Below are 26,559 nucleotides of genomic sequence, written 5' to 3' on the forward strand. Positions count from 1 at the left end.
AAAAATGCAATCATGAAACTTTCGTCGCCATTTGTTCGGATCCCTTCGATTCAGCCAGTAGGCCCATCTCTTCAAGCACCTGTCGCAAAACCTGCAGAGAACTGGGCTGTAGAGGCGCTAGGGGAAGGCGCGCCCGACCCACTCGCCAACCCTGCATCTCCAATGCGGCCTTAATCGGAACTGGGTTGGTCTCGATGAATAAAACCTTGAACAACGGAAACAGGCGCAGGTGGTGGGCCAAAGCTTGATCGTGTTGCCCCCTGATGTAGCTCTGGATCAACTCCTGCAACTGCAACCCAACTAGGTGGCTGGCTACACTGACCACACCGCTGCCTCCCAAAGATAGGAGTGGCAACGTCAGAGAGTCATCTCCCGAATAAATGGCGAAACGCGAGGGAGTGAGTCGCCGAATTTCCGAAGCTACATCCATCATACCACTGGCTTCTTTGATGGCGACAACCGTTTCCAATTCTGCTAATTGGGCTACAGTCTCCGGCTGTAAACTGGCCCCTGTCCGACTGGGAATGTTGTAGAGCAAGATGGGCAGGTCACTGGCTTGGGCGATGGCCTTGAAGTGCTCATAAAGGCCGGCCTGGGTAGGCTTGTTGTAGTAGGGCACCACCTGCAGAGAGCCATCCAAACCGAGTTGAGCGGCCTTTTTTGTGGCTTCAATGGCCTCACGGGTGGAGTTGGATCCCGTCCCGGCGATCACCTTAGCCCGACCGGCTACGGCATCTCGCACCACGCGGAACAGCTCATACTCCTCTTGCCAGGTTAGGGTGGGAGATTCGCCTGTGGTGCCACAGACCACCAAGCCGTCACTGCCGTGGGTTGCCAAGTAATCGGCCAAACGAGCGGCCTCATCGTAGTTAAGCTCCCCCTCATCAGTAAAGGGGGTAACCATGGCCGTCAGCACTCGACCGAAGTTCACCGATTGCTTCTCCCCATCAACCACACCAATCCGACGATTAACCGGGCGACCCAGATGAGACCAGTTTGTTTTTCCATCATACCTGCCTTTGCGTTAGGGATCCCGCTTGCCTGCCCTGCCAAGGCCCAGTTTGTGCCTCACCCGGTTGCCACAGGCTGGATAAAAGGGAGATAACAAAGAAGACAGACCGTTTGAACACGGAATGTATAGCCATTTGCCAATCCTGCCCCTACCTTTGGGGGGAGCAGCCTTTCTACCGACACTTGAGGATCCCTATGGACGCCCTAACTGCCCTGAAAGAGCGCATTTCCGCCGACAAATTGGATCCCAGCCGCCGTTTATCGGAAGCGGAGATCCGAGAGCTGGTGGCTTATGCTACGGAAGCTCCTTCTTCCTTCAACATTCAGCACTGGCGGTTTGTTGCGGTCACCGACCCGGAAGACAAAGAGCGCCTCAAATCTCTGGCCTACAACCAACAGAAGGTGGCGGATGCATCGGTGGTGTTTATCATCCTGGGGGATCTGCGGGGGTATGAGAAACTGCCTGAAATTGTGCAAAGAAGCGTTGCTGCCGGGATCCTCTCGCCCGAAAAAGCGGAAGGCTGGGTGAACATGGCCCAGGCAACCTATCTGATACATTCACGCTGAACTCTCCTGAACATGGTTCAGGAAAGAAGCGATCGCATCCTGCCTATCTCTGTTCGCGTCAGCGGGACGGAGTCCAAGCAGGAAGGCGGTATCCCGCAAAGCCCTGAGGAATACCCCCCGAGCGCTTTCCCCCTTCACTTCCCGGCAACCGTTGCGGTGGACTCAAGGATCAGGGGGAAACTTGGTCTACTATATCCCTCTCAATGACTTTTGCCAAACCGCCTAAAGCTCAGTAAATTCAGCAAAGTTCAGGGTTTTGGGGGTTAGAGGCATGCTCCACAATCCCACCTTGGCGCGGGATGAAGCGATTCGCTCTGGGGCGATGGCTGCCATGGCGCTGATGATCGCGGCTCAGGCCAAGGGTTTGGTGAGCGGGCCGATGATCGGCTTTGATCCGGAAGGGGTAAAGCGGGAGTTCGGCATTGCCGACCGCTACGTGCCGGTGATGCTGCTGGCGGTTGGATATGCGGCAGCGGGTAACCTGCCGCGCAAGCCTCGCTTGGGGGTGGATGAAGTTCTGGCCTTTGGGCGAGGGCGGGAGTTTTAGCCCTAGGCTCAGGTGGGATCCCTGTCGCCCTCTCCTGGGCTCCTACCGGCATCAAGCCTTGAGAAAATGAACCAGCTGTTGCAAGCGATCCCAAGCGGCACCCCTGGCGAGAATCTCGCGAGCTTGGGCGATCCCGGTTCTCCAATCAGGGGCCACTCCGGCCACCTGCAGGGCCAAAGCAGCATTCAAGGCCACCACATCCTGCTGGGCAGGCGTCCCGGATCCCTGAAGGACTTGGGCGAGGATGGCGGCATTTTCCGCCACATCCCCCCCCTTGAGAGCTTGGGTGGGTGCCAGGGTCAGCTCGTAATCTGCAGGGTTCAAGACTTCCGTCCGTACCAGCCCACCGGACAGGATGCCCAGATCGGTGGGTTGATCCAGACCGGCCTCGTCGAGACCTTCGCGGCTGTGCAACACAATGGCCCCTTCCCGTCCCAACAGGCGCAGGGCCTCTGCCATTACCGGCACCAGCTCCTGGGCGTAAACCCCGATCACCTGGCGGTTGGGATAGAGGGGGTTGACCAAGGGCCCCAACAGGTTGAAAATGGTGCGAACCTTGAGGGCCCGCCGATAGGGGATCACCGCCCGCATGGCCGGGTGCCACTGGGGAGCAAACAAAAAGGTGATGCCCACTTCCGCCACAGCCGCCCGCACCCGCTCTGGCTCAGCCCCCAAGTTCACCCCCAGGGCCTCCAGCACATCCGCCGAGCCGACCTTGCCAGAGGCGGAACGGTTGCCATGTTTAACCACCGGGATCCCGGCTGCACTGACCACAAAGGCCACCGCCGTGGAAATGTTAAAAGTGCCGGCCCCATCGCCGCCGGTGCCACAGGTATCCACCAGGAGAGGCAAGTCCAGCGGGGATCCCAGCGAAGCCCGCTGTAGCACTCGTGCCATGCCGGCCAGTTCACCGGCGCTCACACCCTTGGCTTGCAGGGCCGCCAGAATCGCCCCCGACACCACATCTGGCACTTGGTTCTGGAGCCAACCGTTCATCAACTGTTCAGCTTGGGCTTCGCTGAGAGATTGCCGATCCAGCAACTGCCCCAAAAGCTGTGGCCAAAGGTCAGCCGTTTCCGTCATGGGTCGGGATCCTGGGTGTCAGCGGGTACTTATAGTAGCGTATCCCGCCTCTGGGTCACTTGCCTCGTGCAGGTCGGGCCATGCTGATGGTTGGTATAGTGGGTTTGACCTGAGCCGTTTCCGGCCCTAGCAGGGTGCGCTCCATTCTTCTCTTCCCTCCCGGAGGTTGTGATGAACCCTCCAACTAACCCAAGGGCTTGCAGCCCGCTTGCACGAGCGGGAGCCTTTCCCCCCATCCATGTTGTGGGCGGGGGGTTGGCGGGGACAGAAGCTGCTTGGCAAATTGCCCAGGCAGGGTTGCCTGTCATCCTTTCGGAGATGCGCCCCGTGCGTCAGAGCCCGGCCCATCACACCGATCAGTTGGGGGAGCTGGTGTGCAGCAACTCCTTTGGGGCTGCGGCCAGCGATCGGGCGGCAGGGCTGCTCAAGGAAGAACTGCGACAACTGGGATCCCTGGTGATCGCGACGGCGGATTGCCATGCAGTGCCGGCAGGAGGGGCATTGGCAGTGGATCGGGCCCGCTTCAGCCAGGCTCTCACGGAAGCCATTCAAAACCATCCCCGCATCACCCTGCGTCGGGAGGAGGTGACGGAGATCCCGGAGGGCATTGCCGTCCTCTGTACCGGCCCTCTGACCAGCGATCCCCTGGCCAAGGCACTGCAAGCCTTTACGGGCCTGGAGTACCTGAGCTTTTTCGATGCTTCTAGCCCCATTGTTACCGGGGATTCGTTGAACCGAGCGGTGGTGTTTCAGGCTTCCCGCTACGACAAGGGGGAAGCAGCCTATCTCAACTGCCCCATGACGGAAGCGGAGTACGAACGGTTTTGGCGGGCGCTGGTGGAGGCAGAGCAGGCGCCCCTCAAGGATTTTGAACGGGAGGAGCGCAAGTTTTTCGAGGGCTGCTTGCCGATTGAAGAAATGGCGCGCCGGGGCAAAGACACCCTCTGTTTCGGCCCCTTGAAGCCGGTGGGGCTGGTGGATCCGCGCACGGGATCCCGTCCTTACGCGGTGGTGCAGTTGCGGCAAGAGGACAAAGCAGGGCAGCTGTGGAACTTGGTGGGCTTTCAAACCAACTTGAAATGGGGAGAACAGCAGCGGGTCTTTCGCCTCATCCCCGGCCTGGAACAGGCGGAGTTTGTCCGCTTTGGGGTGATGCACCGCAATACATTTTTGAATTCGCCCCAGCTTCTGTGGCCGACCTTGCAATTTCGTCGCCGACCCACGCTGTTTGCCGCCGGCCAGTTGGTGGGCACCGAGGGCTATGCCTGCGCGGTGGCAGGGGGATGGTTGGCCGGACAGAACGCCGCCCGCCTGGCTCTGGGGTTGCCCTTGATCACGCTGCCCCCCGAAACAATGATGGGATCCCTGTTTCAGTTCATCAGCAGCGCCGATCCCAGGCACTTTCAGCCGATGCCGGCCAACTTTGGGCTGTTGCCGGATTTGGAGGGGCGCCAGCTTCGCAACAAGCAGGAGCGCTATGGCCGTTACCGGGATCGGGCTTTGGCTGCTCTGAAAACGACTGGGTTGGTGCGCCAAGTGCAAACTGCCTAGGGGAGGCCCAGGCTGGAGCGTGTTCCCGACCATTGCGATCCAAGTCAAAGTCGAGATTGAGCGTTATCGTCATTTGAAACTAGATTGAGACACTTCCTAGGCGTTTCGCGACCGCCCCCAGCCCCTCTCCCTCTGGGGGAGGAGAGTCGGGAAGCAATGCCACAGAAATATTTAGAAATGTTTCATTCCTATGCCGCGGTAGCAGATCCCAAAACGAGCTGTCAAAAGCTGGGCAAACCTGTTGGCTACCTTCCCTCTTTCCGCTGCTCACAAGACAAAAGGGCGCGCATGGACTCCAACAGTTGGGGTGCCCTCTGGGTTAGGTCTTGATAGAGGCAAATTTGCTGTTGGCAGCGGGCCAGGTTATGGGCCTTGCGGCTGGGGTAGCGTTGGGGATCCCAATTCCAGTAAGCGTCTTCAAACCAATCCTGCAAAAAGCGCATCCCCAATTCCAGGGTAATCAGTTGGATCCCTTGGAGAAGGAGTTCCGGTTGTAAGGCGTGCAAGTTCCCGGTTTGGGCATAGCCCCGCAACCCGGCCAGGATCGCCTCTGGCTGAAGGGTATTTCCTCGTTTGCCCCAGGAGCGCAGGGCATCCCCCAATTCAACATAGAGATTGTGATACATAAAGGTGTCCAGATCCACCAGGCCCACAAATCGCCCCTGCTCATCGAACAAAAAGTTGTTGAACTTGAGATCGGCATGGATGATTTGAGTTGGGATCCCCGAGGGCAGCAGAAGATTGGGCACAGTTTCGATTAAAAACTGCCATTCTGCCTGCACTTCTAGGGCCGGCTCATACTGGCGTAGCTGTTGCCAAAGGTGAGCCGTATCGTGAAAATGCGGGATCTGGAAGCGAAAACGATAGTCCATCTGGGCCAAGAGTCGATGCAGGCGTCCAACGGCTGCCCCCGCCTCTTCCAGATAGCCCCAATTGGGAGGAGTTGGGTGACAGGATCCCGGCAGACAATCCATGACCCGCCACAGCCCTTCTGCCCAGGACAAGTGCAGGGATCCATCGCGAGCGCGACGGAATCGGGGCACAGGGAAGCCGTGTTGTCTCAGCCATTGGCCGATGGCTTGACCATCTTCAGTGACAGCAGGATCAAATCGGGGGTGAAGGCGCTGGACGATGAAGGATCCCTCAGAGGTGTTGAGTTTCCAAGTTTGGTGAATGAGGCCCACTCGGATGGCTTCGGGTGGCTCTGGATCCCCCAGTTGAAAGTGCTGGACAAGGGGATCCAGCCAAGTCAGGTCAAGCATAGGCAAGGAAGAAATCTATTCAAGCTTGGGGTGCTGGGTCGATCTTTTCGTTTTCAGAGCTGCCTCAAACTGCTTACCACAGCGGCGGCCTTTGAGGCTTACAGTTCAAGTTCCATTGAAGTGGCTTCATGTTGACGATTTTACCGTCCTCGATAAACAGGGCAAGTTGTTTGGGAGGGTGCAGCTTGTTATGCAACCACAGCCTTTTTGCGGCTCACCCGAACGGGACTTGTCGCCAGAACTCACTGCCCAATTGGCCGAGAACTCAGGTGTCGTTGTGGCAAACCCGCGAAAGAGCCCCATTTGCTACCTTAATGAAGGTTGCTGGCCGGACAACCGTTAGGTTCCCTCATCACCCCATGGATACCCGCCTAATCAACATTGGCTTTGGCAACATCGTCGCCGCTGGGCGTGTGGTCGCCATTGTCAGTCCCGAGTCAGCTCCCATCAAACGCATCATCAGCGATGCCCGCGAGAGGGGCCAGTTGATAGATGCCACCTATGGTCGTCGTACCCGCGCTGTCATTATCACCGATTCCGGGCACGTTATCCTCTCCGCCATCCAACCCGAAACCGTTGCCAACCGCTTCCTCACGGCCAAGCCCGGTTTGTCAGAGGAGACCGAGTGAAAGCCCATCGCTGTAAGCCGTTTGAGAAACCAGAAGTGAGATATCCTAAAACAAACCCAAACAAGTCAATTGCCCAGCCGTCTTGCGTCGGTCTCTGTCTATGCCAACCTCTCCTACCCCGGTTTCCTCTGAGTGTACGCAGCAGCAGGGATCCCTTCCGGCTCCTACCCCGCGCGGTCGCTTGGTGGTTTTGACAGGGCCCAGCGGAGTGGGTAAGGGTACGCTGGTCAACCAGTTGCGCCAGCGCCACCCCGAGCTGTATCTCTCGGTTTCGGTCACCACCCGCCCCCCCCGCCCCAGCGAACAGGAAGGTGTCAACTACTACTTTCGCAGCCGGGAGGAATTTCTCAACTTGATTGAAGCCAACGAGCTGTTGGAATGGGCACAGTATGCGGGCAACTTTTACGGCACTCCCCGCGAGATCGTGTTCCAAAAACTTAACCAGGGTCAGGATGTGCTGCTGGAAATTGAGCTGGCGGGGGCCCGTCAGGTGAGGCAACAGTACCCAGATGCCATTCGCATCTTTCTCTGTCCCCCTTCTCTGGAAGAGCTGGAACGTCGCATCCGCGAGCGCGGACAAGACTCGGAGGCCAGCATCGAGCGCCGCCTGGAACAGGCCCGCAAGGAATTGGATGCCCAAGACGAATTTGACTACGTGATTGTCAACGACAACCTGGAGCAAGCGCTGCAGGAGCTGGAAGCCCTGCTCTATCCCCCCTCTCCCTCTTCAAAGGAGCAGCAGCCCTAGCTTCTCCAGCCCCTTCCCGGAACGCTGGTGTCGGTGGTGCAGTGGCTCCAGATTGGGCCTAGGGTTAACTTTCGGTTAAGAAAAAAGCTGCTGGGGAGGGTAGTTTGGCTTTACCAAAAAACTGGGTCTGAAGCCCCGCCCTAAGGCCTACGGCCCGCTGACGCGACCAGGGCGGCTTTTATCTTGCTAGACCTTTGATAAAATAGGCCCATGCGCGTCCTCGAAGCCAAGCTCCTCAACGGCACAGCCCAGCAGTACCAAGCCCTGGATGAGGCCATTCGGACTGCCCAGTTCGTGCGCAACAAGTGCCTGCGCCACTGGATGGATCATCAGGGGGTGAACAGGGCCACGTTGTACTCCCTCTGCAAGGACTTGGCCAGAGAGTTCCCCTTCGCCCAGAAGCTGAACTCCTCTGCCCGGCAAGCCAGTGCGGAGCGAGCCTGGTTTGCCATCTCCAACTTCTACCGCCGCTGCAAGGAGAAGGCAGCCCGGAAGGGCTATCCCAAGTTCCAGAAACATTGCCGCTCCGTGGAGTACAAGCTATCCGGCTGGAAGCTGTCTCCTGACGGCATGTCCATCACCTTCACGGACGGCTTCCAGGCGGGCACCTTTGCCCTGTACTGCAACGGCGAGGCGCGGCGGGACATCCTCACCCTGAAAATCAATCGGGTGCGGGTAGTGCGGAGAGCCGATGGCTACTACGCCCAGTTCTGCCTGGACGTGGAGCGTCGGGAGAAGGTGGGCTACACCGGCAAGGCGGTGGGGCTGGATGTGGGCTTGATGCACTTCTACACCGACAGCCACGGAAACAAGGTAGAGTGCCCCAAATTCTTGCGTCGTGCCGAAAAAAGGTTGAAGCGAGAGCAACGCAGGTTAAGTCGGAAGTTTCGGAGAGGGGCCAAACCCCAATCCAAGAACTACCACAAGCAGAGGAAGCGACTAGGCAAGGTACACCTGAAGGTTCAACGCCAGCGTAGAGACTGGGCTGTGAAGCTGGCCCGGTGCGTGGTGACATCTAACGTTCGCTTGCAGCGGCGCGGAGCGCTTTGTCGTGGTGTACGAGGACTTGCAGGTGCGGAACTTGGTGCGGAATCACCACTTGGCTAAGTCGATTCACGATGCGAGCTGGAGTTTATTCACCGGGTGGCTGGACTCCTACGGGAAGGTCTTCAACAAGGTGGTGGTGGCCGTGCCGCCCCAGTACACCAGTCAGGACTGTTCTCATTGTGGCCACTGGGTGAAGAAGACGCTGTCCACTCGCACCCATCAATGCCCGCAGTGTGGGGTGGTACTTTGCCGGGATGAGAATGCGGCCATCAACATCCTGCGCAAAGGGTTGGAGTTGTTGGGTGAGGAGTGGAACAACGGTACCTTTGGGCAAAAGGGAACCGCCCCGAAAGGGGGAACGCCTGGGGAGAAAGGCCTACGGCCCGCTGCCGCGATGAGCACCGCTGCTGTGGAGGGGCAACCTGACACGGTAAGTGCTGTCGCAGAACCAGGAACCAGAATCCCCTGCCTTTAGGCAGGGGAGTATGTCAATTGTGAGATAATGGTAAAGCTGCGCTTTCTGTGCAGCCTCTGGTTCTAATCAGTTCTATCTGGCCAATTAGGGGATAGTATGCTGCACACACTATCTGGCCAATTAGGGGATAGGTCTCCAGCTCTGATCGGGATCCACTGTATCCTGGAGCTTTACGACTGCCCGGCCAAACTTTTGGATGATGCCTCTCTGGTGCAACAGGCTTTGCGGGAGGCAGCGAGACGCTCCAACTCCACCTTTTTGGGAGAGCTGTGCCATCCATTTGAGCCACAGGGGATTACAGCCCTCGCTCTTTTGGGGGAATCCCACATCTCCATTCACACCTGGCCCGAAGCGGGCTACGCGGCGGTGGATGTGTTCACCTGTGGTCGCCACACCCGACCGGAAGCGGCCTGTGAATATCTGATCGACGTGTTTCAAGCGCGACGATATTCCCTGCGCAAGGTGCCCCGCCGCACCGCGCAACCGACACTCCTGGAAGAGGCCCCAGACTCGGCTGAGGTGCTCACCTGTGAAGCGACCCGACGAAGGCGCTGAGATCTTCGCCAATCGCAGCTTTTTCCAGACTGTCATGGGGGCCATCTGTAGGCTGGGTGGGATCCGATTCACCCCAGAGGTCAGTCTATGTTGCTGGAAAAAGCTGTAGCGAGGTGCTTATGAGCAGCCCGAGAAGTTTCTTCTGGGTTCAGGAGTACTTTACCCCTTGGGACTACACCGCCCGTGCCGTCACGCGCATCTTGGCCTACCGAAAAACCCCTTTCCAGGAGATGCTGATCGCCGAGACGGGGGCCTTCGGCAAGGGTCTGATGCTGGATGGGCATTGGCAATCCACTACCGTGGATGAGTTTCTGTACCACGAGGCTTTGGTTCATCCGGCTATGGTGCAGGTTGTCCAAGCGGGCGGGATCCCCCGGCGGGTACTGGTGTTGGGGGGGGCAGAAGGGGCAACGCTGCGGGAGGTGCTGCGTTGGCGCTCGGTGGAGCAGGTGGTGATGGTGGACATCGATGGGGAGGTGGTGGCAGCCTGCCGAGAGCACCTGCCGGAAATGCACCAGGGATCCTTTGAAGATCCGCGGGTGGAGGTGGTGATTGCCGATGCCTTGGATTTTCTCCAGGAAACAGGCCCCATTTGGGATGTGATCCTTTCCGATCTTTCCGATCCCATTGAGTCCGGCCCTGCCTACCGCCTCTTCACCCAGGAGTTTTTCCGCCAGATCCGCTCCAAGTTGCAGCCAGATGGGGCTTTCACCATCCAAGCCGGGCCGACGGGGCCGGTTGAGCTTCATCAACACACCCGCATTGTTCGCACCCTGAAAACGGTGTTTGCCGCCGTGCAGCCCTACGCCATCTATGCCCCCACCTACGGTGGCCCACTGGGTTTTGCCCTGGCAGCTCAGGATCCCATCTCCCCCAGGCCAGAACCGGAGCAGATCGACCAGATTCTGAGCCAACAGTTGGATCCCGAGCGAGGGGCACTGCAATTCATCGATGGCATCACCCTTCTGGGCCTCTACCAAGTCCCAGCTCACCTGCGCCGTGCCATTGCCGCCGAGACCACGGTTTATACCCTGGACAACCCGCCTCGCATCGAATAAGGGGCTATCCAGCACCCCGAAGGGATCCCAGGAGAGTTTGTCTTTGGTGCCATAACTTGGTAGATTCGTGAGCAGCCGAATTTTGCTTCCCTGATGAAAGTCCTGGTTATTGGTGGTGACGGATACTGTGGCTGGGCGACGGCCCTATACCTATCCAACAGGGGTTATGAGGTGGCCATTCTCGATTCCTACGTCCGCCGCCTCTGGGATCTGCAACTGGGGGTTTCTACCCTGACCCCAATTGCCCAGCTAGAGCAACGGGTGGATTGCTGGAAGGGGCTAACCGGCAAGGACATTCCCATCTTTGTCTGCGACGTTACCAACTACGAAGCCCTGATCTCCTGCATGCGCCGCTTCCCGCCGGAGGCCATTGTTCACTTTGGCGAGCAGCGCTCTGCCCCTTACTCGATGATCAGCCGCGAGCATGCGGTGATGACCCAGGTGAACAACGTGGTGGGCACCTTGAACATCCTCTACGCCATCAAGGAGGAATTTCCCGATTGCCACCTGGTGAAGCTGGGCACCATGGGCGAGTACGGCACCCCCAACATCGACATCGAGGAGGGGTACATCACCATCGAGCACAATGGCCGCAAGGATACCCTGCCCTACCCCAAGCAGCCGGGATCCATGTATCACCTCTCCAAAGTACACGACAGCCACAACATCCACTTCGCCTGCCGCGTCTGGGGCCTGCGGGCCACCGACCTCAACCAAGGGGTGGTATACGGCGTGCTCACAGAAGAAACCGGCATGGACGAGGTGCTGATCAACCGTCTCGATTACGATGGCGTATTCGGCACAGCTCTGAACCGCTTCTGCATTCAAGCGGCCGTGGGCCATCCGCTGACAGTGTATGGCAAGGGCGGCCAGACCCGCGGTTTCCTGGATATCCGCGACACGGTGCGCTGCGTGGAGCTGGCCATTGCTCACCCTGCCGAGCCGGGCCAATTCCGGGTGATGAACCAGTTCACAGAGCAATTTAGTGTTGAGCAACTGGCGTTGCTGGTGCAAAAGGCGGGAGCCACCATGGGCCTGAAGGTGGAAATCAACCACCTGGAGAACCCCCGCGTCGAGCTGGAAGAGCACTACTACAACGCCAAAAACACCAAGCTCCTAGACCTGGGCCTCCAGCCCCACTATCTGTCCGATTCCCTCTTGGATTCGCTGCTCAACTTTGCTCTCAAGTACAAGGATCGGGTGGATGTGCGGCAGATTTTACCCAAGGTGAAGTGGAAAGGTTAACTCTCCAGGCAAGCTTGGGCCAGGCTCAGCCAGCCGCGCGCCAGGTTGTCCAGGTTATAGCCGCCTTCCAAGCCGAAGAGGGTTTTGCAGGTCACCTGCTCCAGGCAAAGGCGGGCCATGCGGCCAAAGTCTTCCGGCTCTAGCCGCATACCGGCCAAGGGATCCCCTTTGGCACAGTCGAAGCCGGCGCTCACCAGCAGCAAATCCGGCTGGAACGCTTGCAAGAACGGCAAGATCTTCTCGTCGAGGGCCTTTTTGTAGGCCAACCAATCCGAGCCGGCAGGCAAAGGCACGTTGCAGAGGTTGCCGTGGATCCCGGTTTCCTGGGCCAATCCCGTGCCGGGATAGAGGGGAAACTGGTGGATAGAGGCATAAGCCAGTTGGGGATAGCGCTCCACCACCGCCTGCGTGCCGTTGCCGTGGTGAACATCCCAATCGAAAATCGCCACCCGCTTTACCCCCGGCTGATCCAGCGCCCACAGCGCCGCAATGGCCGCGTTGCTGAAGAGGCAAAATCCCATTGCCCGTTCCGGCTCCGCGTGATGCCCAGGCGGACGACACAGCACCAAAGCCGGCTGAGCGGTGGCCAAAACCGAAGCAGAGCCGGCAATCCAAGCTCCCACAGCCAGGCGCGCTGCCTCAAAACTTCTCCCCGAGAGAGCAGTGTCGGCATCAATGTGTCCCCCACCTGCTGCTGCCAACTCAGCCACCTGTTGAATGTGCCGACGCGAGTGTACTCGCTCCAGCTCTGCCAGCTCCGCCAAGGGGGGATCCCGCCATTCCAACTGGTTGGCAAAAGGGGCACCACGCAGCGCCTTAACAATGGACTGCAAGCGAGCCGGACGCTCGGGGTGAAATGGCCCAGTATCGTGGCTGAGGAAAATATCGGAATAGTAAACAGGCAACATGGGCAGAGGCAACAAGCTAAGGCAACGCCTTTGCAGTGTAGCTTAAGCCCGCCCCCTCTATCCGTAGAAGACCTCTGACATGGATCCCGCATAGGGGTCAAGGCCAAAAGAGGCTTGTTGGAGTTTTTGATTGACCACATCCCGCACTACCGACCGCAGCAATTCCAGCTCAGAGGAATTGAGTTGATCGCGGCTGGGACACTCATCGGCAGCCAGCCACATGTAGATGGCGGGGACCCGGTTTAGGATCTGCTGCATCATCGCTTCCCGCTCCCTAGCGTCATAAAACACCTGTTGATGGGGGTGCTCAGTGGAGAGGATAGTTTCCAGTTCTCCCAATGCCAGGTACTCGACGATATTAACCAACATCTTTTCCATGATGAATGTCCCTCCTAAAAATCCCTGTCGCTCTTAAAAACAGACATTAAACAAAAAACGCTGCTTCCCCATCTTCCTCCGCTGCTTTTGGCACCGGATTTTGCCTACAGGCCGACCATTTAAGCCGGTTGCAGTTAAGTCTGCCGTCGGGAAGAAGTTGCGGTTTCGTTCGTAAGATCCTCTTGTGCAGCCAATCCTTGCCTCCTCTATTCGCCTCGTTTGCCTTTCCACTTGCCGCTGAAAGCAGCCAATAGGAGCCATCAGCAGCTGGAAAATCTTTTTGCTGGTATTCAGTACCAACGAAGAATTATCAGCGTTCAAGAGAAACAAGGTAGAGCGTTTAACAAAGACTATAGAAACTCGACTGCAAAAGGCAGGAAGATCTTACTCAGCTATTTGTCATTCACTACCCTAACACGTGACTGTGTAAGAAATTGCGGGAATATTAAGAAACTTACATATTTCTTGACAATTGACTAAAACTTCTGTCTGTCAAGGAGGCCCTGGAAGGCAGTTAAAGAGTTGTAAAGAGCAACTCTTCCCTTGGCTCCAAGACCTGAAGAACTGCCAAATCCAGGGATCCAAAACAAATAGATTTAGCCTGCTATGGGCAGATCGACTCGCTGAGCCTGGATCCAGAAAGACTCTAGGTCATAGTAGTCCCTTTCCTGTTGCATAATCACATGGACAATGAGATCGGCATAGTCGATCAGTATCCAAGAGGCCGATTCCTGCCCTTCGATGCGGCGCGGAGTTTGTTTCCACTCGTCCCAAACCTTTTCCTCAATTGCTCGGGCAATGGCGCGGACTTGCGTAAGCGAGTAGCCGCTGACCAGAAGAAAGTAATCTGCCAAAGTGGAGACTTGGGATACATCCAGCAGAACGATATCGCCACCTTTTTTCTCTTCTGCCGCGCGAGCTGCACTCAGCGCCATGCAATAGATGGGATCCCCAGCAGGGGCAGGCATGAGATGTAGCAACTAAAACCCTCCTAAAACGACTGAGTTAACCTAGGACACCGCTTTTTCTAAAGGATGTAACAAAAAATGATTCCGAGTCATGAGTGTGCGCGGATGAACCACCTGATTCCGGTCTAGCAAAAATTTTAGGCTCAAGTCACATACTCCCACTACGGTTTTAGACAAATCTACAAAAGCCATCTGCCGCAACCGCTCCAATTCTGGGTTGCTGCCCCGATTCGGCTCCAGGGCATCGGCCACGAAAACCACGCAACTGAGCGGATCCATGCCGGGCTGCCCTAGCGTGTGGTTGGCAATGGCCGCCAAAATCTCCGGGTCCTGTACCTGAAACTGCTCCCGCGCCACCAGGGATCCCACCTCAGCGTGCAGGATGTGAGGTTCGGCCCGCTCAATTTCATCCAGCTCCCGTTCCTGAGCCACCCTTTGCAACAGTTGCTCCGGCGGGAAAGCCTTGGCCAAGTCGTGCATCAGCCCTGCCCAAGCAGCTTTCTGCTCATCCAGCCCGTAGTGGGCCGCCAGCTGTCGGGCCATCCCCTCTACCCCCAAGATATGGCGGAGGCGAGGAGGAGACACCCGCTCCTGTAGCCAGGCCAACACCTCTTCCCGCCCCAGTTGAGTGCCCATGGCCCTAGTCATTCTGCAGCTTCAGCACGGCCATAAACGCTTCTTGGGGCACATCCACCGTTCCCACCGCCTTCATGCGTTTTTTCCCCTCTTTTTGTTTTTCCAAAAGCTTGCGTTTGCGGGTCACATCTCCTCCGTAGCATTTGGCCAAGACGTTTTTGCGCAGGGCTGGTATGGTTTCACGAGCAATCACCTTAGAGCCAATTGCCGCCTGAATGGGCACTTCAAATTGATGGCGTGGGATCAGCTCCCGTAACTTGGCAACTAGGGAACGGCCTACATAAAAAGCTTTATCCCGATGCACAATCGTGGATAGAGAATCCACCACATCGCCGTTGATCAAAATGTCCAAACGCACCAAATCATCGGCGCGATAGCCAATCATTTGATAATCCATACTGGCATAGCCACGGGTGCGTGATTTCAATTGGTCGAAAAAGTCGGTGACCACTTCCGCCAGAGGCAGCTCATACACCAGCGTAGTCCGACCCTGCGCCAGATATTTCATGTCTTTAAAAGTGCCGCGTTTGGTTTCACACAGCTCCATCACGGTACCGACAAATTCCTCAGGAAGAATCACCTCTACCCTGACAATCGGCTCCTCAATGCTGGTGCGCTCGTTGGGGGGAGGCAGCTTGCTGGGATTGTCCACCCGAATCACAGAGCCGTTGTTGAGGGTAACTTGGTACACCACCGTCGGAGCTGTGATCACCAGATCGAGATTGTACTCCCGCTCTAGGCGTTCCTGCACCACCTCCATGTGCAGCAGGCCCAGAAAACCACAGCGGAAGCCGAAGCCCATGGCGCTGGAAATTTCTGGCTCAAAGTACAGGGCAGCATCGTTGAGCTTGAGCTTTTCCAGAGCCTCTTTGAGTTCGGCGTACTGATCGGAGCTGCTGGGGAACAGGCCACAAAACACCATCGGCTTGGCTTCTTTGTAGCCGGGCAGGGGCTCAGGAGCTTTGCGATTCACCAGGGTGATGGTGTCCCCAACCCGGGCGTGTTCCACGCTCTTGATGGCAGCGGCCATGTAGCCCACCTCGCCCGCATGTAGGGCATCCACCGGCTCTTGGTTGGGACGCATCACCCCCAGCTCGGTAATCTCGTATTCTCGGCCAGAGGCCATAAAGCAAATCTTGTCCCCCGTTTTCACCTCCCCGTCCATGATGCGCACATAGACGATCACGCCGCGATAGGCGTCGTAGTAGCTATCGAAAATCAAGGCCCGCAAGGGATCCGCCACCGTATCCCGTGGGGGGGGCACCCGCTGCACAATGGCCTCCAGAATCTCTTGAATGCCAATACCCACCTTGGCAGAGGCGAGGATTGCCCCGCTGCAGTCGAGGCCGATTACCTGCTCAATCTCCGCAATCACCCGCTCCGGCTCGGCGCCCGGCAGGTCGATTTTGTTGATCACCGGAATAATTTCCAGGTTGTTCTCCAGGGCCAGGTACACATTGGCCAAGGTTTGGGCTTCCACGCCTTGAGAGGCATCCACCACCAGCAGCGCCCCTTCACAGGCGGCCAGGGAGCGGGAGACTTCGTAGGTGAAGTCCACATGCCCCGGCGTATCGATCAGGTTCAAAACGTAGTCTTGGCCGTCTTGGGCACGGTAGTTCATGCGGGCCGCTTGCAGCTTGATGGTAATGCCCCGTTCCCGCTCCAGTTCCATGCTGTCCAGCAGTTGCGGCTTCATCTCGCGAGCTGAAACGGTGCCCGTTTCCTGCAGGAGGCGATCGGCGAGGGTGGATTTGCCGTGGTCGATGTGGGCGATGATGGAAAAGTTGCGAATACGGGAGACAGGAACGCCGGTCATAAAAACCTGATCAGGGCAAAGATTTTTTACAATGCTAGCCTGTCTGGCCCTCTGCCTAAGCCAAGGCTGCCCAGAAGTTGGCTGCTGAGGGGAGAAGATACAGCTCTTCTGTCGGGCACCGGAGCGTCCTCCGCATTGGCCGGGACAGCTCCTTTCCGGCAGCGCTGACTAGAGCCGGTACAACAGACGTGCCGCTTGTGTGGCAGGGATGGGATCCGTGAAGATGGAAAAAGCCAGAACGAACTTAGGCGGTGTTGTCGCCAGCTCGCCAGGAGGCTATGGGTCTGACCCGACGGCAGAGGAAGCAGTCCAGAACCCTGCCCAAAGCACTACTTGTCTAACTTCTCAATGTAGGGGCGAATGTCATTGAGGTCGATGTAGCGGTCGGTGGCGTTGCGCAGCTCGCGGGCGATCATCCCTTCGGTGGAGACAACTGTAATCAGCGTGTTTTTGGAACGCAACAGCTCGACGGCCCGCTCAAAATCTCCATCGCCGCTAAATAGAATGATCCTATCGTACTGGCCAACGGTGTTGAACATATCGATTACTATTTCGATATCCAGATTTGCTTTTTGGGAGTACCGACCGGAGTCTTCATCTCGATATTCTTTGAGGATCTTGGTGCGCACAGTGAAGCCCATGCTGATCAGAGCGTCTCGAAAGGCCCTCTGATCATGGGGATCCTTGATGCCGGTGTACCAAAATGCGTTGACCAATTCAACATTTGGCTGTGATCTAACAAAATAATCCAACACCCTGCGTGGGTCGAAAAACCAGCCATTTTTTTGTTGGGCATAAAACATATTGTTGCCATCAATAAAGATGGAAACCCGAGTGACGGGATGATGGTAAAACATAAAGCTTTTCCGAAAAAAGTAAGGTGAACTGGTCAGAAAAAGAGGATGAAAACGAGGTCACTGACTTTCCACAAGAGCCATTTGGGCAGCCAGCACCTTGCTGACACCAATCTCTCATCATAGCCAAAGGTGGGATCCCTTTCTCAAGAATTAACTCTGGGGAGAGGCACCCCTGTAAACCAAAGCGGGTTCCGGTTGCCGCAGGGCATAGCTGGATCCCGGTCGATCGGCTTGGCTAACGTACAGCTCCGCCAATTGTCGAGCCAGGTTACGGATGCGCCCAATGTAGAGGGTGCGCTCGGCTACAGCAATGACACCACGAGCGTCGAGCAGGTTAAAGGTGTGGGAGCACTTGAGCACATAGTCGTAGGCGGGCAGGAGCAGAGACACGGCCAACCGATCCGGCAACACCTGTTTCTGCAGTTTCTGTTGGGTGGTTTCGATCAAACGCTTGGCCTCGGCTTCGTAGAGCCGGAACAATTCCAGTAGCATCTCCGGATCGGAATACTCGAAGTTGTAATAAGATTGCTCGACCTCATTTTGGAAATAGATTTGTCCATAGGTAATCCGTCCCAGAGAAGGATGCTCATTCCAGCAGAGATCGAAAACCGAATCCACCCCCTGCAGATACATGGCCAGGCGCTCTAGCCCATAGGTAATTTCTACAGAAACCGGGCGACAATCTTGTCCGCCCACCTGCTGAAAGTAGGTGAACTGGGTTACTTCCATGCCGTCCAGCCACACTTCCCAGCCCACGCCCCAAGCCCCCAAGGTGGGAGATTCCCAGTCATCTTCCACAAAGCGAACATCGTGTTCTGCCGGGTTCACGCCCAAAGCTTGCAGGCTATTTAGGTACACATCTTGAATGTCATCGGGGGAGGGCTTGATCAACACTTGGTATTGAAAATAGTGCTGCAGGCGATTGGGGTTTTGACCGTAGCGTCCATCGGTGGGGCGGCGACAGGGTTCGACATAGGCCACTCGCCAGGGATCCGGCCCCAAGGCGCGCAAAAACGTGTGGGGGCTCATGGTGCCGGCGCCTTTTTCCAGGTCGTAGGGTTGTAGGATCAAGCAGCCCTGCTCCCCCCAAAACTGTTGCAGGCGAAAGATCAAGTCTTGAAAGGTGTGGGCTGACATGGCAGGGGTTGGGCAGAGATGGATTAACCCCTATCCTACCAATCTCCTCCTCTCAGTCGAGCAGCTCTTCCCGATCAGCTGGATCCGAGTAGTCCCACTCGATGGGGGGCATTTGGTCGAAGGCTTGTTTGAGGGCGCTCTCCCACAGTTTGCGCATCTTGGCCAGGTAGGGATCCCCGGTGCGCAGGCGCAGACGGTGGGTGACCTTGAACTGATCCGCTTGCACCATCACCAAATCGATGGGGGGGCCGACGGAGATGTTGGATTTCATGGTGGAGTCGATGGAGAGGAGAGCGCATTTGGCCGCATCTGCTAGCGAGGTTTCGTAGGAGAGGGTGCGATCCAAGATTGGCTTGCCGTATTTGGTTTCCCCCACCTGCAAAAAAGGGGTTTCCGGGGTGGCCTGGATGCAGTTGCCCTGGCTGTAGATCAAAAAGAGGGCCGGCTCCTCGCCTCGGATCTGTCCCCCCAACAACAGGCTGCACTGGGCGTCGATACCGTCCTTTTCCAGCCAGGGTCGGTCTTGCTCCTGGATGTAACGAATTTTGGATCCCAGGTAGCGGGCCACGTCGTAGAGATGGGGGAAGGTGTGGAGATTGGAACTTTCCTGTTGGCGCAGATCCCGCTGCACTTCGGTCAAAACGCCCTGGGTGATGGACAGGTTGCCGGAGGTGCAGATCAAGATCACCCGCTCTTCGGGCACGGAAAAATCGAACAGCTTTTGATAGGTGGAGACGTAGTCCACCCCGGCGTTGGTGCGGGAATCTGCCGCCATCACCAAGCCAAAGCGGGTGATGACGCCAAGGCAGTAGGTCATGCGAACGATGCGGCTCGGCTCTCTGATTGTAGAGGCGATTGTAGAGGTTCAGGGGAAAGCAAATCCGATTTTGTGGCGGATTTCCTCCCGCAGGCGGGCGGTGATCGAGGCTTCGTCCAAATCGGCCAAAATCTGGGCTATGGCGGCTTTGGGGCCCTCTGGCCCCCAACTGGCTCCCTGGGCCAGGTAGCGGCGGGCGGACTCGCCGATGGCATAGCAGGAAAACCCGGCCAACACCGCCTGCGTCAGGGCCACGGAACCGTAGGCTCCCAGAGAGAATCCCCCCAGCAAGGTTTTCAGGGATCCCAGGCCCAACAGCGCCACCCACTCGCCGGCGCCCAGGCTGAGCATGCTGAGGATGATCTTCTGCAGCAGTTGTGTGGCTCCTGCAGTGCTCATGGGCCAGCCGTACAGGCGGGCCAGGCGCAGGATCAGGGTGACATCGATGGCCAGCCCTCCCAAGGTATCGAGCAGGGTGATGGGGTTGAGGGCAACCGCCAGCGCTTTGGTGCGGGCGGCTGAGGCGATGAGGTCTTGGGCTTGCTGGGCACGGGTTTGCAGCTTGCGCTCAATTACCTGCTGGTTAACCCGATCGGCAAACAGGAGGGCATTCAAGGCCAGCAGCGAACGCCCCTCCCGATGCAGGACTTCCAGGATTTTCAGGCGCAGCTCGTCCACCTGCGGGGATCCCACTTCCATCTGGGCAGCAAAGCTCCCATCCGGCCTTTGCACCAGGCGGGGTACGCGAGGGGAGGCCGCCACCATGACGATCTCGTTGGGAGAAAGGAGCTGCCGCACCCGTTCGTTGCGGATCTTGTCGTAAATGGCCTGGCGATCTGCCTCTGGGTACTGGTCGATCTTGTTGAACACCAGCAGCATAGGCTTGCCCGCCTCCCGCAGGGTGGCCAGAGCCTCAAACTCCACCCGCGTCAGATCCCCGCAGACGACAAACAGGATCAAATCCGCCCGCTGCGCCACTTCTCGGGCCAGCCGCGCCCGCTCTTCGCCGTCTACTTCATCCAGGCCGGGAGTGTCGATCAGCTCCAGACGGGATCCCTGCCAATGGGCGACCTGTACCGACTGCACCGAGGAAGGGGGGAGGCGGGATCCCTGCAGGGATGTGCCAGAGAAGGAGGACTGGGGGCGGGTTTCCCAGCTGATGTTCCAAGTTGCCGCTTGCTGGGTACGGGTGATGCCATGGGTGGGCCCCGTCTCAAAGACTGGCTCGCCCAGCAGGGCATTGAGCAGGGAAGACTTGCCTCGCCCCACCAGACCAAAGGCGGCGATGTGGATGACCTCGGTTTCCAGCTTGTCCAAGAGCGCTTGCAAGCTCTCCAACTCCCCTTCTAAGCCCGCGACCTCTTGGGGGCGCAGATCCAGTTGGGCCACCCACTGGCGCAGGCTGCGCTTGGCTTGTTGGTAGTTGAGGTCATCTTGTAGGGTGTTGCGGCGAGCCATAGCCGTAGCGCTCAATAGCGGTAGGAAGCAGCCCTTAAAAGACTCCACTTTGCTCTCGGGATCGGCAGGCTTCCCCACCGGACAGAGAGCTTCTCATCGGACAATACAAGGGACAATACAAGACGATCATAAGAGGAAGGGAAGAGTTAAGCTCAAAGCAAGGCGGCCTCAGCCGCCGGGATCCGCAACTCAAAAATCCGATATCCAAAACTTGGCAAGAGGAGGTTTTCCATGCCCAGGGCTATCTGGAATGGGGTAGTGGTGGCGGAGACAGAGCGCTACGAAACCGTAGAAGGCAACATCTATTTTCCGCCGGAATCTCTGCGCCGGGAATACTTCCAGCCCAGCTCTACCCACACCACCTGCCCCTGGAAGGGGGAGGCCAGCTACTACACCCTCGTGGTCAACGGCCAGGAGAACAAAGATGCCGCCTGGTACTACCCGGATCCCAAACCCGCTGCGGCCAACATCCGGGGCTATGTGGCCTTCTGGAAGGGTGTCAAGGTGGAGCCCTAGCCGGAGCCGAGTTTGTCAACCGGGTATGATGGGAAGAGTGGGTTGGAGAGGCGATGCCATGCTGACCAATGGCCGGATCCTGTTTGGCGCGGCCCGGTGGGCGAGAAAGCTGGGCCTGGCCGGATTGAGCTTGGTGCTGTTGGGCTGCAGCCCCGCAGGTTTTCGCACCCCGCGTCCCAGCCTGACCAACAGTGGCCTCAACAGCATCTTCCCCGATGGGGAGCCTGCTTTCAACGGAGATGGCCGCTACCTGGTGTTTTCCTCGGCCCGCAGCGGCAGCCAGGATATTTTTCTCTACGACACGGTGGAACGTCGCTTGGTGGATCTGCCCGGCCTCAACTCCAGCGACGTGGCGGCCACCTCGCCCGACATCAGCGCCGATGGTCGCTACATCGTCTACGTGTCCAATGCTCTGGGCAAGTCTGAGATTTTTCTCTACGACCGCGAAACCCGCAGGATAGAAAACATCAGCAGCCGGGTGCCGGGAGATGTGCGCAACCCCACCATCAGCGGCGATGGCCGGTTTATCGCCTTCGAGAGCAACGGCCAAGGGCAGTGGCACATCGAGATTTTCGACCGGGGGCCGGCAGCCAGCACGCGCCCAACCTCACTCTCTTCCCCCACTTCTGGCGACAATCCCTGAGGGGATCCTCAAGCTAGGATAGACCCCCCTGCTTTGCAAGAGTTGTTGCATGTCGATTCCCCTCGCCCAGCGACTTCAGCCCCTCGGCGGCAATGTGTTTGACCAAATGGATCAAGCCAAGCGAGAGGCTCGTCGCTCTGGCCTGGATGTGATCGATCTGTCTCTGGGATCCTCCGATCTGCCCCCACCTTCAGACTCCTTGGCGGCCATCCAATCGGCTCTGTCGGATCCCTCTACCTATGGCTACACGCTGTTTCACGACACGGCGGACTTTCGCTCTGCCTGCGCCAAGTGGTACAGGGGCAAGTTCGGCCTGGAGATCGATCCGGAAACAGAGGTGCTGCCGTTGATCGGATCCCAGCAGGGAACGGCCCTCTTGCCCCTGGCCCTGCTCAACCCCGGCGATGTTGCTTTGGTTGCGGATCCGGCCTATCCCTCTCACGTGGGCGGGATCCATCTGGCGGGCGGGATCCCCTACTACCTGCCCCTGCGGGCGGAAAACCGCTTCTTGCCCCAGTGGGATCGGATCCCGGAGGCAATCTGCCGGCAGGCGCGGCTGCTGGTGTTGAACTACCCCCACAACCCCACCACTGCCACCGTCACCCCGGAGTTTTGGCAAGAAACCCTGCAGTTTTGTCAGCAGTACGACATCGTTCTGGCCCACGATTTTCCCTATGTGGACTGGCGTTTCGACGGCCAGGTAGCCCCTTCCGCGCTGCAGGCGGATCCCGATAAAACCCGCACCATCGAGTTTTTTTCTCTTTCCAAGTCCTATCACATGGGAGGGTTCCGGGTGGCCTACGCCATTGGCAGCCGAGAGCTGATCCGAGCCCTGCGATGGGTGAAATCCACCATCGACTTCCACCAATACCAGGGCATTCTGCGGGGGGCAGCAGCAGCTTTGACAGTTCCCGATAGCTTTTTGCAGCGCTGGCGGCAGGTGTACCGCGAGCGACGGGATATAGCCGTGGCGGCTCTGCACCGCATGGGTTGGCCTGTGCCTTTGCCGGAGGCCACCATGTATCTGTGGGCGCCTTTGCCGGAGTTTTATCGCGGCTCTTCTGCCCAGTTTTGTTTGGACTTGGTGAGAGCCACAGGGGTTGCCCTGTCTCCGGGTTCTGGCTTTGGCCCCAGTGGGGAAGGCTATGTCCGCTTTGCTTTGGTGGTCGAGGGATCCCGTCTGGAGGAGGCGGTGGGACGGATCGAGGCGTTTTTGTCCCGGTGCATTTCCTAAATCCCAAACATCAATCCCAAACATCGAGCATCCAGCTCTCGGTTGGTTGTGCTCGCCCACCGTCGGGCAATCTAAGTCAGGATAAGAGTAAGAGTGTTATCCAAGTTGAGTGGGCATGGAGAAGGAAACGCTCGACAGTTTTTTGTCCATCCGTGGGGTGATGGGGGTGGCGCTCTTGAGTCGGGCAGGTCGCCCTTTCTTCTACCGCTCTTTTCAGGATTTGGATAGCCGACAGCAACAGGCCCTCACCGAAGGGCTGTTTCAAGTTTTGCAGACCATGCCCCCAGGACTTGACTATTTTGATTTTCAGTTTGCCGAGCAGCGGGTCTTCGTTTACCCCCTCGGGCCGGAATGGGCGTTGCTGGTGGCGGTGAATGACGAGCTGGTGATGCCGGTTTACACCTTGGCCGTGAACCGCCTGCGAGCCGAGCTGCAGCAGGATACGCCAAAGGGCTTGGCCACCTTTCGTCTATTTACCAGCCAGGCGGAGGCAGGCCGGAACGCTACCCAGCCCAGTTCCGCTCCTGCGGCGGGCCCGCGCATGGAGATGGATGTCTTCGTGCAATCTCTGAACCGTCTCTGCCAGATTACAACCGGCTATTTGGGCAAGGCGGTGATCGTCAACTATTGGAAGGCAGCACGGCAGGAAGTGGTGGAACGCCAGGGATCCAAAGCAGAATGGCTGAACCAGTTCGAGATCGAGCGCAGTGGCCAGATCCACTACCGGGGATCCCTCAAGGAACTGGACGAATCTCAGCAAAGGGTGCTACGGGATTGGGTGCTGGCTTTTTTCCGTCGCTGTGAAGAGGTAATCCACGATTTTCGCAACTTGATCAAATCGACAGAACTGGGCCTATGAAAAAGGGGCAGGCTTTTTCCTAAGTAGGGCTATCGGCGAACTCTACCCGGCTCTTGGTCGAGGAAAATCCAGGCTAAGCTATGACCATGATCAACCCGGATCGCGCCAGGTGCAGACAAGATCCCTGCCTGGGGATGTCCCTTCTTGTCGCCGCAAGCCGACCCAGCGAAAGATCCGCTTTGCTACCGCGATGCCGCCGGATCCCTCGTTACTATGGGGTTGCGGCACTCTACGCGAAGGAGTCGCTATGCTGAGAATCGTCACCCAGCTAGCCGAGGCTGAAGCCGAGCTCAGACGGATCTCGGAGCGCACTCAGGCTGACCAGAACCTGCACCGCGAAGCAACTGTGCGGGAGATCCTGCAAGCGGTACGCCGTCAGGGGGATCGGGCCCTGCTGACCTATACGGCTGAGTTCGACCAGGTGGAGCTGAGCGTTGCCGAGCTGAAGGTGTCTGGGGCCGAGCTAGAGGCAGCTTACCAGGCGGTATCTCCGCAATTGCTTTCAGCCCTACGGCTGGCCAAGCAGCGCATTGAAGCTTTTCACCGGCAGCGGGTGCCCAGCAGTTGGGTAAGCTTTCCCGGCCCTGAGATCGTCTTGGGCAAGCAATACCGCCCTGTGGATCGCGCCGGCCTCTACATTCCGGGAGGGCGAGCCGCCTATCCCAGCACGGTGTTGATGAACGCCATCCCGGCCCAGGTGGCAGGGGTGCCCGAGATTGTGATGGTGACGCCACCGGGATCTGACGGGTTGGGGGGCAAGGGGATTAGCCCGGCCATTTTGGTGGCCGCCCAAGAAGTAGGCATCCACACCATCTATCGCGTTGGGGGGGCTCAGGCAATAGGGGCTTTGGCCTACGGCACCGAGACCATCCCCAAGGTGGACGTGATCACCGGCCCCGGCAACATCTACGTAACTTTGGCCAAAAAGCTGGTGTACGGCACGGTGGGGATCGACTCGCTGGCCGGGCCATCGGAGGTGTTGATCATCGCCGACGAGAGCGCCAACCCCCTTTATGTGGCTGCCGATTTGCTGGCCCAAGCCGAGCACGATCCCTTGGCGGCGGCCATCCTTCTGACCACCGATCTCCAGCTGGCCCAGCAGGTGCAGCAGGCGGTGGCCACCCAGATGGAGGCCCATCCCAACCGTCTGATGGTGGAAAAGTCGGTGGTGAATTACGGGCTGATTGCGGTGGTGCCGGATCTGACGGCGGCGGTGGCTTTGTCCAACCTGTTTGCGCCAGAGCATTTGGAACTGCAGGTGGCAGATCCCTGGGCTTTGCTGGATCCCATTCGCCATGCGGGGGCCATTTTCTTGGGCCACCATACTCCGGAGGCGGTAGGAGATTACCTGGCCGGCCCCAACCATACCTTGCCCACCGCCGGTGCGGCCCGCTATGCCTCGGCTTTGGGGGTGGAAACTTTCCTAAAGCATTCCAGTCTGATTCAATACAGCTCAGCGGCTTTGCGGGAGGTGGCCAGCGCCATTCAGGCTCTCACACAAGCGGAAGGGTTGCCCGCCCACGGCCAGTCGGTACAGGTGCGGTTGGCGGAGGAGCGCTAATCAAGCCCTGGTCGCAGTTAGCTAGACCGCCGGGAAGCCCCACCCTCTGTTAGTGACTAGTGGCTAGTCACTATCCACTCACCACTATCCAGGGTGAGGGTCGGGATAAAAGGCGAGGACACGATGCTTCGTCCTTACTGGTGCTATGACCGGCGTAGCAGGATTTTATACCCTCATCATGAGAACTGCTTACCAGTATCGCTTACGCCCTACTTCTAGCCAAGTTGCTCTGATGGACCAATGGCTAGACTTGTTACGCAAGCAGTACAACTACCGCTTGGCAGAGCGCTTTGCGTGGTGGCAACACAATCGCTGTGATAGCAATGCTTGTCCCTTAATCTGTCACTTGCCTGAGTTAAAAGACAATCCCGATTTCTACTCCCAGAAACGGGATTTGGTGAAGATGAAAGCCCTGTTTCCGCAGTACAGAGCAGTCCATTCGCAAGTCCTCCAGAACTGCATAGAGCGAGTGCACAAAGCATTCGACCGCTGGCTGAAGGGTGACGGTAGCGGCAAGCGGGCAGGGAAACCCAGATTCAAGGGAGTTGGGCGGTATCGCTCCTTCAGTTTCCCCCAGATGAAACAAGACTGCATTTGCGGGCAGTTTATCCATCTGCCCAAAATCGGTGCTGTTCGGATAATTCAGCACCGTCCTTTGCCTGAGGGCTTTGTGATTAAGACCGCTGCCATCAGCCGCAAGGCAGACGGGTGGTATGTGACCTTGAGCCTGCAAGATTCATCTGTCCCCGTATTTACCCCTGACCCGCCAACACTGGAGAACACGATGGGGATCGACGTGGGGCTGGACTCCTTTTTGGTGACCGATGCGGGGGAGTCTGTTCCAGTTCCCCAGTACTATCGCAAGGCAGAGCTCAGGCTCAAGAGGTTGCAGCGAGCCTTGTCTCGCGAGAAGAAGGGGTCAAACCGCCTATGGCTAGTGACTAGTGGATAGTGACCAGTAGATAGTGACCAGTGGATAGTGAATAGTGACTA

General features: G+C 57.8%; 25 protein-coding genes and 2 pseudogenes. 15 read left to right on the plus strand and 12 right to left on the minus strand.

Going from position 1 to position 26,559, the window contains the following annotated elements; translation table 11 throughout:
• Positions 1 to 10 precede the first annotated feature (10 nt).
• Entirely contained in the window at positions 11 to 931 is a 921-nt protein-coding gene (dapA, locus tag ACVWXZ_RS02380; protein WP_011431720.1) for a 4-hydroxy-tetrahydrodipicolinate synthase, read from the minus strand.
• Positions 932 to 1,206: 275 nt separating this feature from the next.
• Between dapA and ACVWXZ_RS02385 the strand changes: the two genes are divergently transcribed.
• Both ACVWXZ_RS02385 and ACVWXZ_RS02390 read left to right on the plus strand, forming a co-directional pair.
• The gene (locus tag ACVWXZ_RS02385) at positions 1,207 to 1,578 is read left to right on the plus strand and encodes a nitroreductase family protein (protein WP_457384674.1); all 372 of its coding nucleotides are present in this window, start codon (positions 1,207 to 1,209) and stop codon (positions 1,576 to 1,578) included.
• 271 nt (positions 1,579 to 1,849) lie between these two features.
• On the plus strand, positions 1,850 to 2,125 hold the full coding sequence (locus tag ACVWXZ_RS02390; protein ID WP_457388120.1) for a nitroreductase family protein: 276 nt from the start codon (positions 1,850 to 1,852) through the stop codon (positions 2,123 to 2,125).
• 51 nt (positions 2,126 to 2,176) lie between these two features.
• On the opposite strand, the gene trpD is transcribed toward ACVWXZ_RS02390, so the two are convergent.
• Complete coding sequence (gene trpD, locus ACVWXZ_RS02395; RefSeq protein ID WP_457402820.1) at positions 2,177 to 3,208, minus strand: anthranilate phosphoribosyltransferase; 1,032 nt, start codon at positions 3,206 to 3,208, stop codon at positions 2,177 to 2,179.
• 171 nt (positions 3,209 to 3,379) lie between these two features.
• On the opposite strand from trpD, the gene trmFO reads away from it, so the two are divergent.
• Positions 3,380 to 4,759, plus strand: a complete 1,380-nt coding sequence (trmFO, locus tag ACVWXZ_RS02400) for an FADH(2)-oxidizing methylenetetrahydrofolate--tRNA-(uracil(54)-C(5))-methyltransferase TrmFO (protein WP_457402819.1) — start codon at positions 3,380 to 3,382, stop codon at positions 4,757 to 4,759.
• A gap of 245 nt (positions 4,760 to 5,004) precedes the next feature.
• On the opposite strand, the gene ACVWXZ_RS02405 is transcribed toward trmFO, so the two are convergent.
• Positions 5,005 to 6,021 (minus strand): phosphotransferase enzyme family protein, encoded by a 1,017-nt coding sequence (locus ACVWXZ_RS02405; RefSeq protein WP_457402817.1) that lies wholly within the window; start codon positions 6,019 to 6,021, stop codon positions 5,005 to 5,007.
• Between the two features lie 359 nt (positions 6,022 to 6,380).
• Between ACVWXZ_RS02405 and remA the strand changes: the two genes are divergently transcribed.
• From remA to ACVWXZ_RS02435, 6 genes and pseudogenes are all read left to right on the plus strand, one after another.
• Positions 6,381 to 6,650 carry an extracellular matrix/biofilm regulator RemA gene (remA, locus tag ACVWXZ_RS02410; protein ID WP_011431727.1) on the plus strand — a complete coding sequence of 90 codons (270 nt, stop codon included), beginning with the start codon at positions 6,381 to 6,383 and terminating at the stop codon, positions 6,648 to 6,650.
• Positions 6,651 to 6,750: 100 nt separating this feature from the next.
• Entirely contained in the window at positions 6,751 to 7,398 is a 648-nt protein-coding gene (gene gmk / locus ACVWXZ_RS02415; protein WP_369791759.1) for a guanylate kinase, read from the plus strand.
• Positions 7,399 to 7,608: 210 nt separating this feature from the next.
• Positions 7,609 to 8,920 (plus strand): annotated as a pseudogene (locus ACVWXZ_RS02420) (RNA-guided endonuclease InsQ/TnpB family protein).
• A 96-nt stretch (positions 8,921 to 9,016) separates the two neighbouring features.
• Positions 9,017 to 9,475: an adenosylmethionine decarboxylase gene (gene speD, locus ACVWXZ_RS02425; RefSeq protein WP_414328672.1), complete on the plus strand. Its 459-nt coding sequence runs from the start codon at positions 9,017 to 9,019 to the stop codon at positions 9,473 to 9,475.
• 119 nt (positions 9,476 to 9,594) lie between these two features.
• Positions 9,595 to 10,533: a fused MFS/spermidine synthase gene (locus ACVWXZ_RS02430; RefSeq protein WP_414356308.1), complete on the plus strand. Its 939-nt coding sequence runs from the start codon at positions 9,595 to 9,597 to the stop codon at positions 10,531 to 10,533.
• 93 nt (positions 10,534 to 10,626) lie between these two features.
• Positions 10,627 to 11,778, plus strand: coding sequence for an NAD-dependent epimerase/dehydratase family protein (locus tag ACVWXZ_RS02435; protein WP_457384670.1), 1,152 nt, complete (start codon positions 10,627 to 10,629; stop codon positions 11,776 to 11,778).
• Here ACVWXZ_RS02435 and ACVWXZ_RS02440 read toward each other — a convergent pair.
• From ACVWXZ_RS02440 to ACVWXZ_RS02480, 9 genes are all read right to left on the minus strand, one after another.
• Positions 11,775 to 12,686, minus strand: a complete 912-nt coding sequence (locus ACVWXZ_RS02440; protein WP_457482101.1) for a histone deacetylase family protein — start codon at positions 12,684 to 12,686, stop codon at positions 11,775 to 11,777. The genes ACVWXZ_RS02435 and ACVWXZ_RS02440 overlap by 4 nt on opposite strands.
• Before the next feature lie 57 nt (positions 12,687 to 12,743).
• Positions 12,744 to 13,064: a hypothetical protein gene (locus tag ACVWXZ_RS02445; RefSeq protein ID WP_011431733.1), complete on the minus strand. Its 321-nt coding sequence runs from the start codon at positions 13,062 to 13,064 to the stop codon at positions 12,744 to 12,746.
• 596 nt (positions 13,065 to 13,660) lie between these two features.
• Entirely contained in the window at positions 13,661 to 14,032 is a 372-nt protein-coding gene (rsfS, locus tag ACVWXZ_RS02450; RefSeq protein ID WP_011431734.1) for a ribosome silencing factor, read from the minus strand.
• Between the two features lie 42 nt (positions 14,033 to 14,074).
• On the minus strand, positions 14,075 to 14,680 hold the full coding sequence (gene yqeK / locus ACVWXZ_RS02455) for a bis(5'-nucleosyl)-tetraphosphatase (symmetrical) YqeK (RefSeq protein ID WP_238376830.1): 606 nt from the start codon (positions 14,678 to 14,680) through the stop codon (positions 14,075 to 14,077).
• Entirely contained in the window at positions 14,673 to 16,484 is a 1,812-nt protein-coding gene (gene lepA, locus ACVWXZ_RS02460) for a translation elongation factor 4 (RefSeq protein WP_414328663.1), read from the minus strand. Before lepA ends, yqeK begins: the two co-directional genes overlap by 8 nt.
• A 329-nt stretch (positions 16,485 to 16,813) precedes the next feature.
• Positions 16,814 to 17,341 carry a low amplitude/bright protein LabA gene (locus ACVWXZ_RS02465; protein ID WP_011431737.1) on the minus strand — a complete coding sequence of 176 codons (528 nt, stop codon included), beginning with the start codon at positions 17,339 to 17,341 and terminating at the stop codon, positions 16,814 to 16,816.
• A gap of 150 nt (positions 17,342 to 17,491) precedes the next feature.
• A complete protein-coding gene (gene glyQ / locus ACVWXZ_RS02470) occupies positions 17,492 to 18,478 on the minus strand; it encodes a glycine--tRNA ligase subunit alpha (RefSeq protein ID WP_414328660.1) in 987 nt (328 codons plus the stop codon).
• A 52-nt stretch (positions 18,479 to 18,530) separates the two neighbouring features.
• On the minus strand, positions 18,531 to 19,295 hold the full coding sequence (locus tag ACVWXZ_RS02475) for a peptidase (protein ID WP_457482102.1): 765 nt from the start codon (positions 19,293 to 19,295) through the stop codon (positions 18,531 to 18,533).
• Positions 19,296 to 19,343: 48 nt separating this feature from the next.
• Positions 19,344 to 20,753: a DUF697 domain-containing protein gene (locus ACVWXZ_RS02480; protein WP_414328677.1), complete on the minus strand. Its 1,410-nt coding sequence runs from the start codon at positions 20,751 to 20,753 to the stop codon at positions 19,344 to 19,346.
• A 231-nt stretch (positions 20,754 to 20,984) separates the two neighbouring features.
• Between ACVWXZ_RS02480 and ACVWXZ_RS02485 the strand changes: the two genes are divergently transcribed.
• The 6 genes and pseudogenes from ACVWXZ_RS02485 to ACVWXZ_RS02510 form a co-directional block, all read left to right on the plus strand.
• Positions 20,985 to 21,269 (plus strand): DUF427 domain-containing protein, encoded by a 285-nt coding sequence (locus tag ACVWXZ_RS02485; RefSeq protein WP_011431741.1) that lies wholly within the window; start codon positions 20,985 to 20,987, stop codon positions 21,267 to 21,269.
• A gap of 58 nt (positions 21,270 to 21,327) precedes the next feature.
• Positions 21,328 to 21,912, plus strand: coding sequence for a TolB family protein (locus ACVWXZ_RS02490; RefSeq protein ID WP_011431742.1), 585 nt, complete (start codon positions 21,328 to 21,330; stop codon positions 21,910 to 21,912).
• A 49-nt stretch (positions 21,913 to 21,961) separates the two neighbouring features.
• Entirely contained in the window at positions 21,962 to 23,146 is a 1,185-nt protein-coding gene (locus ACVWXZ_RS02495; protein WP_011431743.1) for an LL-diaminopimelate aminotransferase, read from the plus strand.
• A 115-nt stretch (positions 23,147 to 23,261) separates the two neighbouring features.
• Complete coding sequence (locus ACVWXZ_RS02500; protein WP_238376831.1) at positions 23,262 to 24,005, plus strand: hypothetical protein; 744 nt, start codon at positions 23,262 to 23,264, stop codon at positions 24,003 to 24,005.
• A gap of 247 nt (positions 24,006 to 24,252) precedes the next feature.
• The gene (gene hisD / locus ACVWXZ_RS02505) at positions 24,253 to 25,566 is read left to right on the plus strand and encodes a histidinol dehydrogenase (protein ID WP_011431745.1); all 1,314 of its coding nucleotides are present in this window, start codon (positions 24,253 to 24,255) and stop codon (positions 25,564 to 25,566) included.
• 178 nt (positions 25,567 to 25,744) lie between these two features.
• A pseudogene (locus ACVWXZ_RS02510) lies at positions 25,745 to 26,498 on the plus strand (RNA-guided endonuclease InsQ/TnpB family protein); the annotation flags it as partial.
• Between the last annotated feature and the right edge of the window lie 61 nt (positions 26,499 to 26,559).

Source organism: Thermostichus sp. MS-CIW-38 (assembly GCF_054058415.1).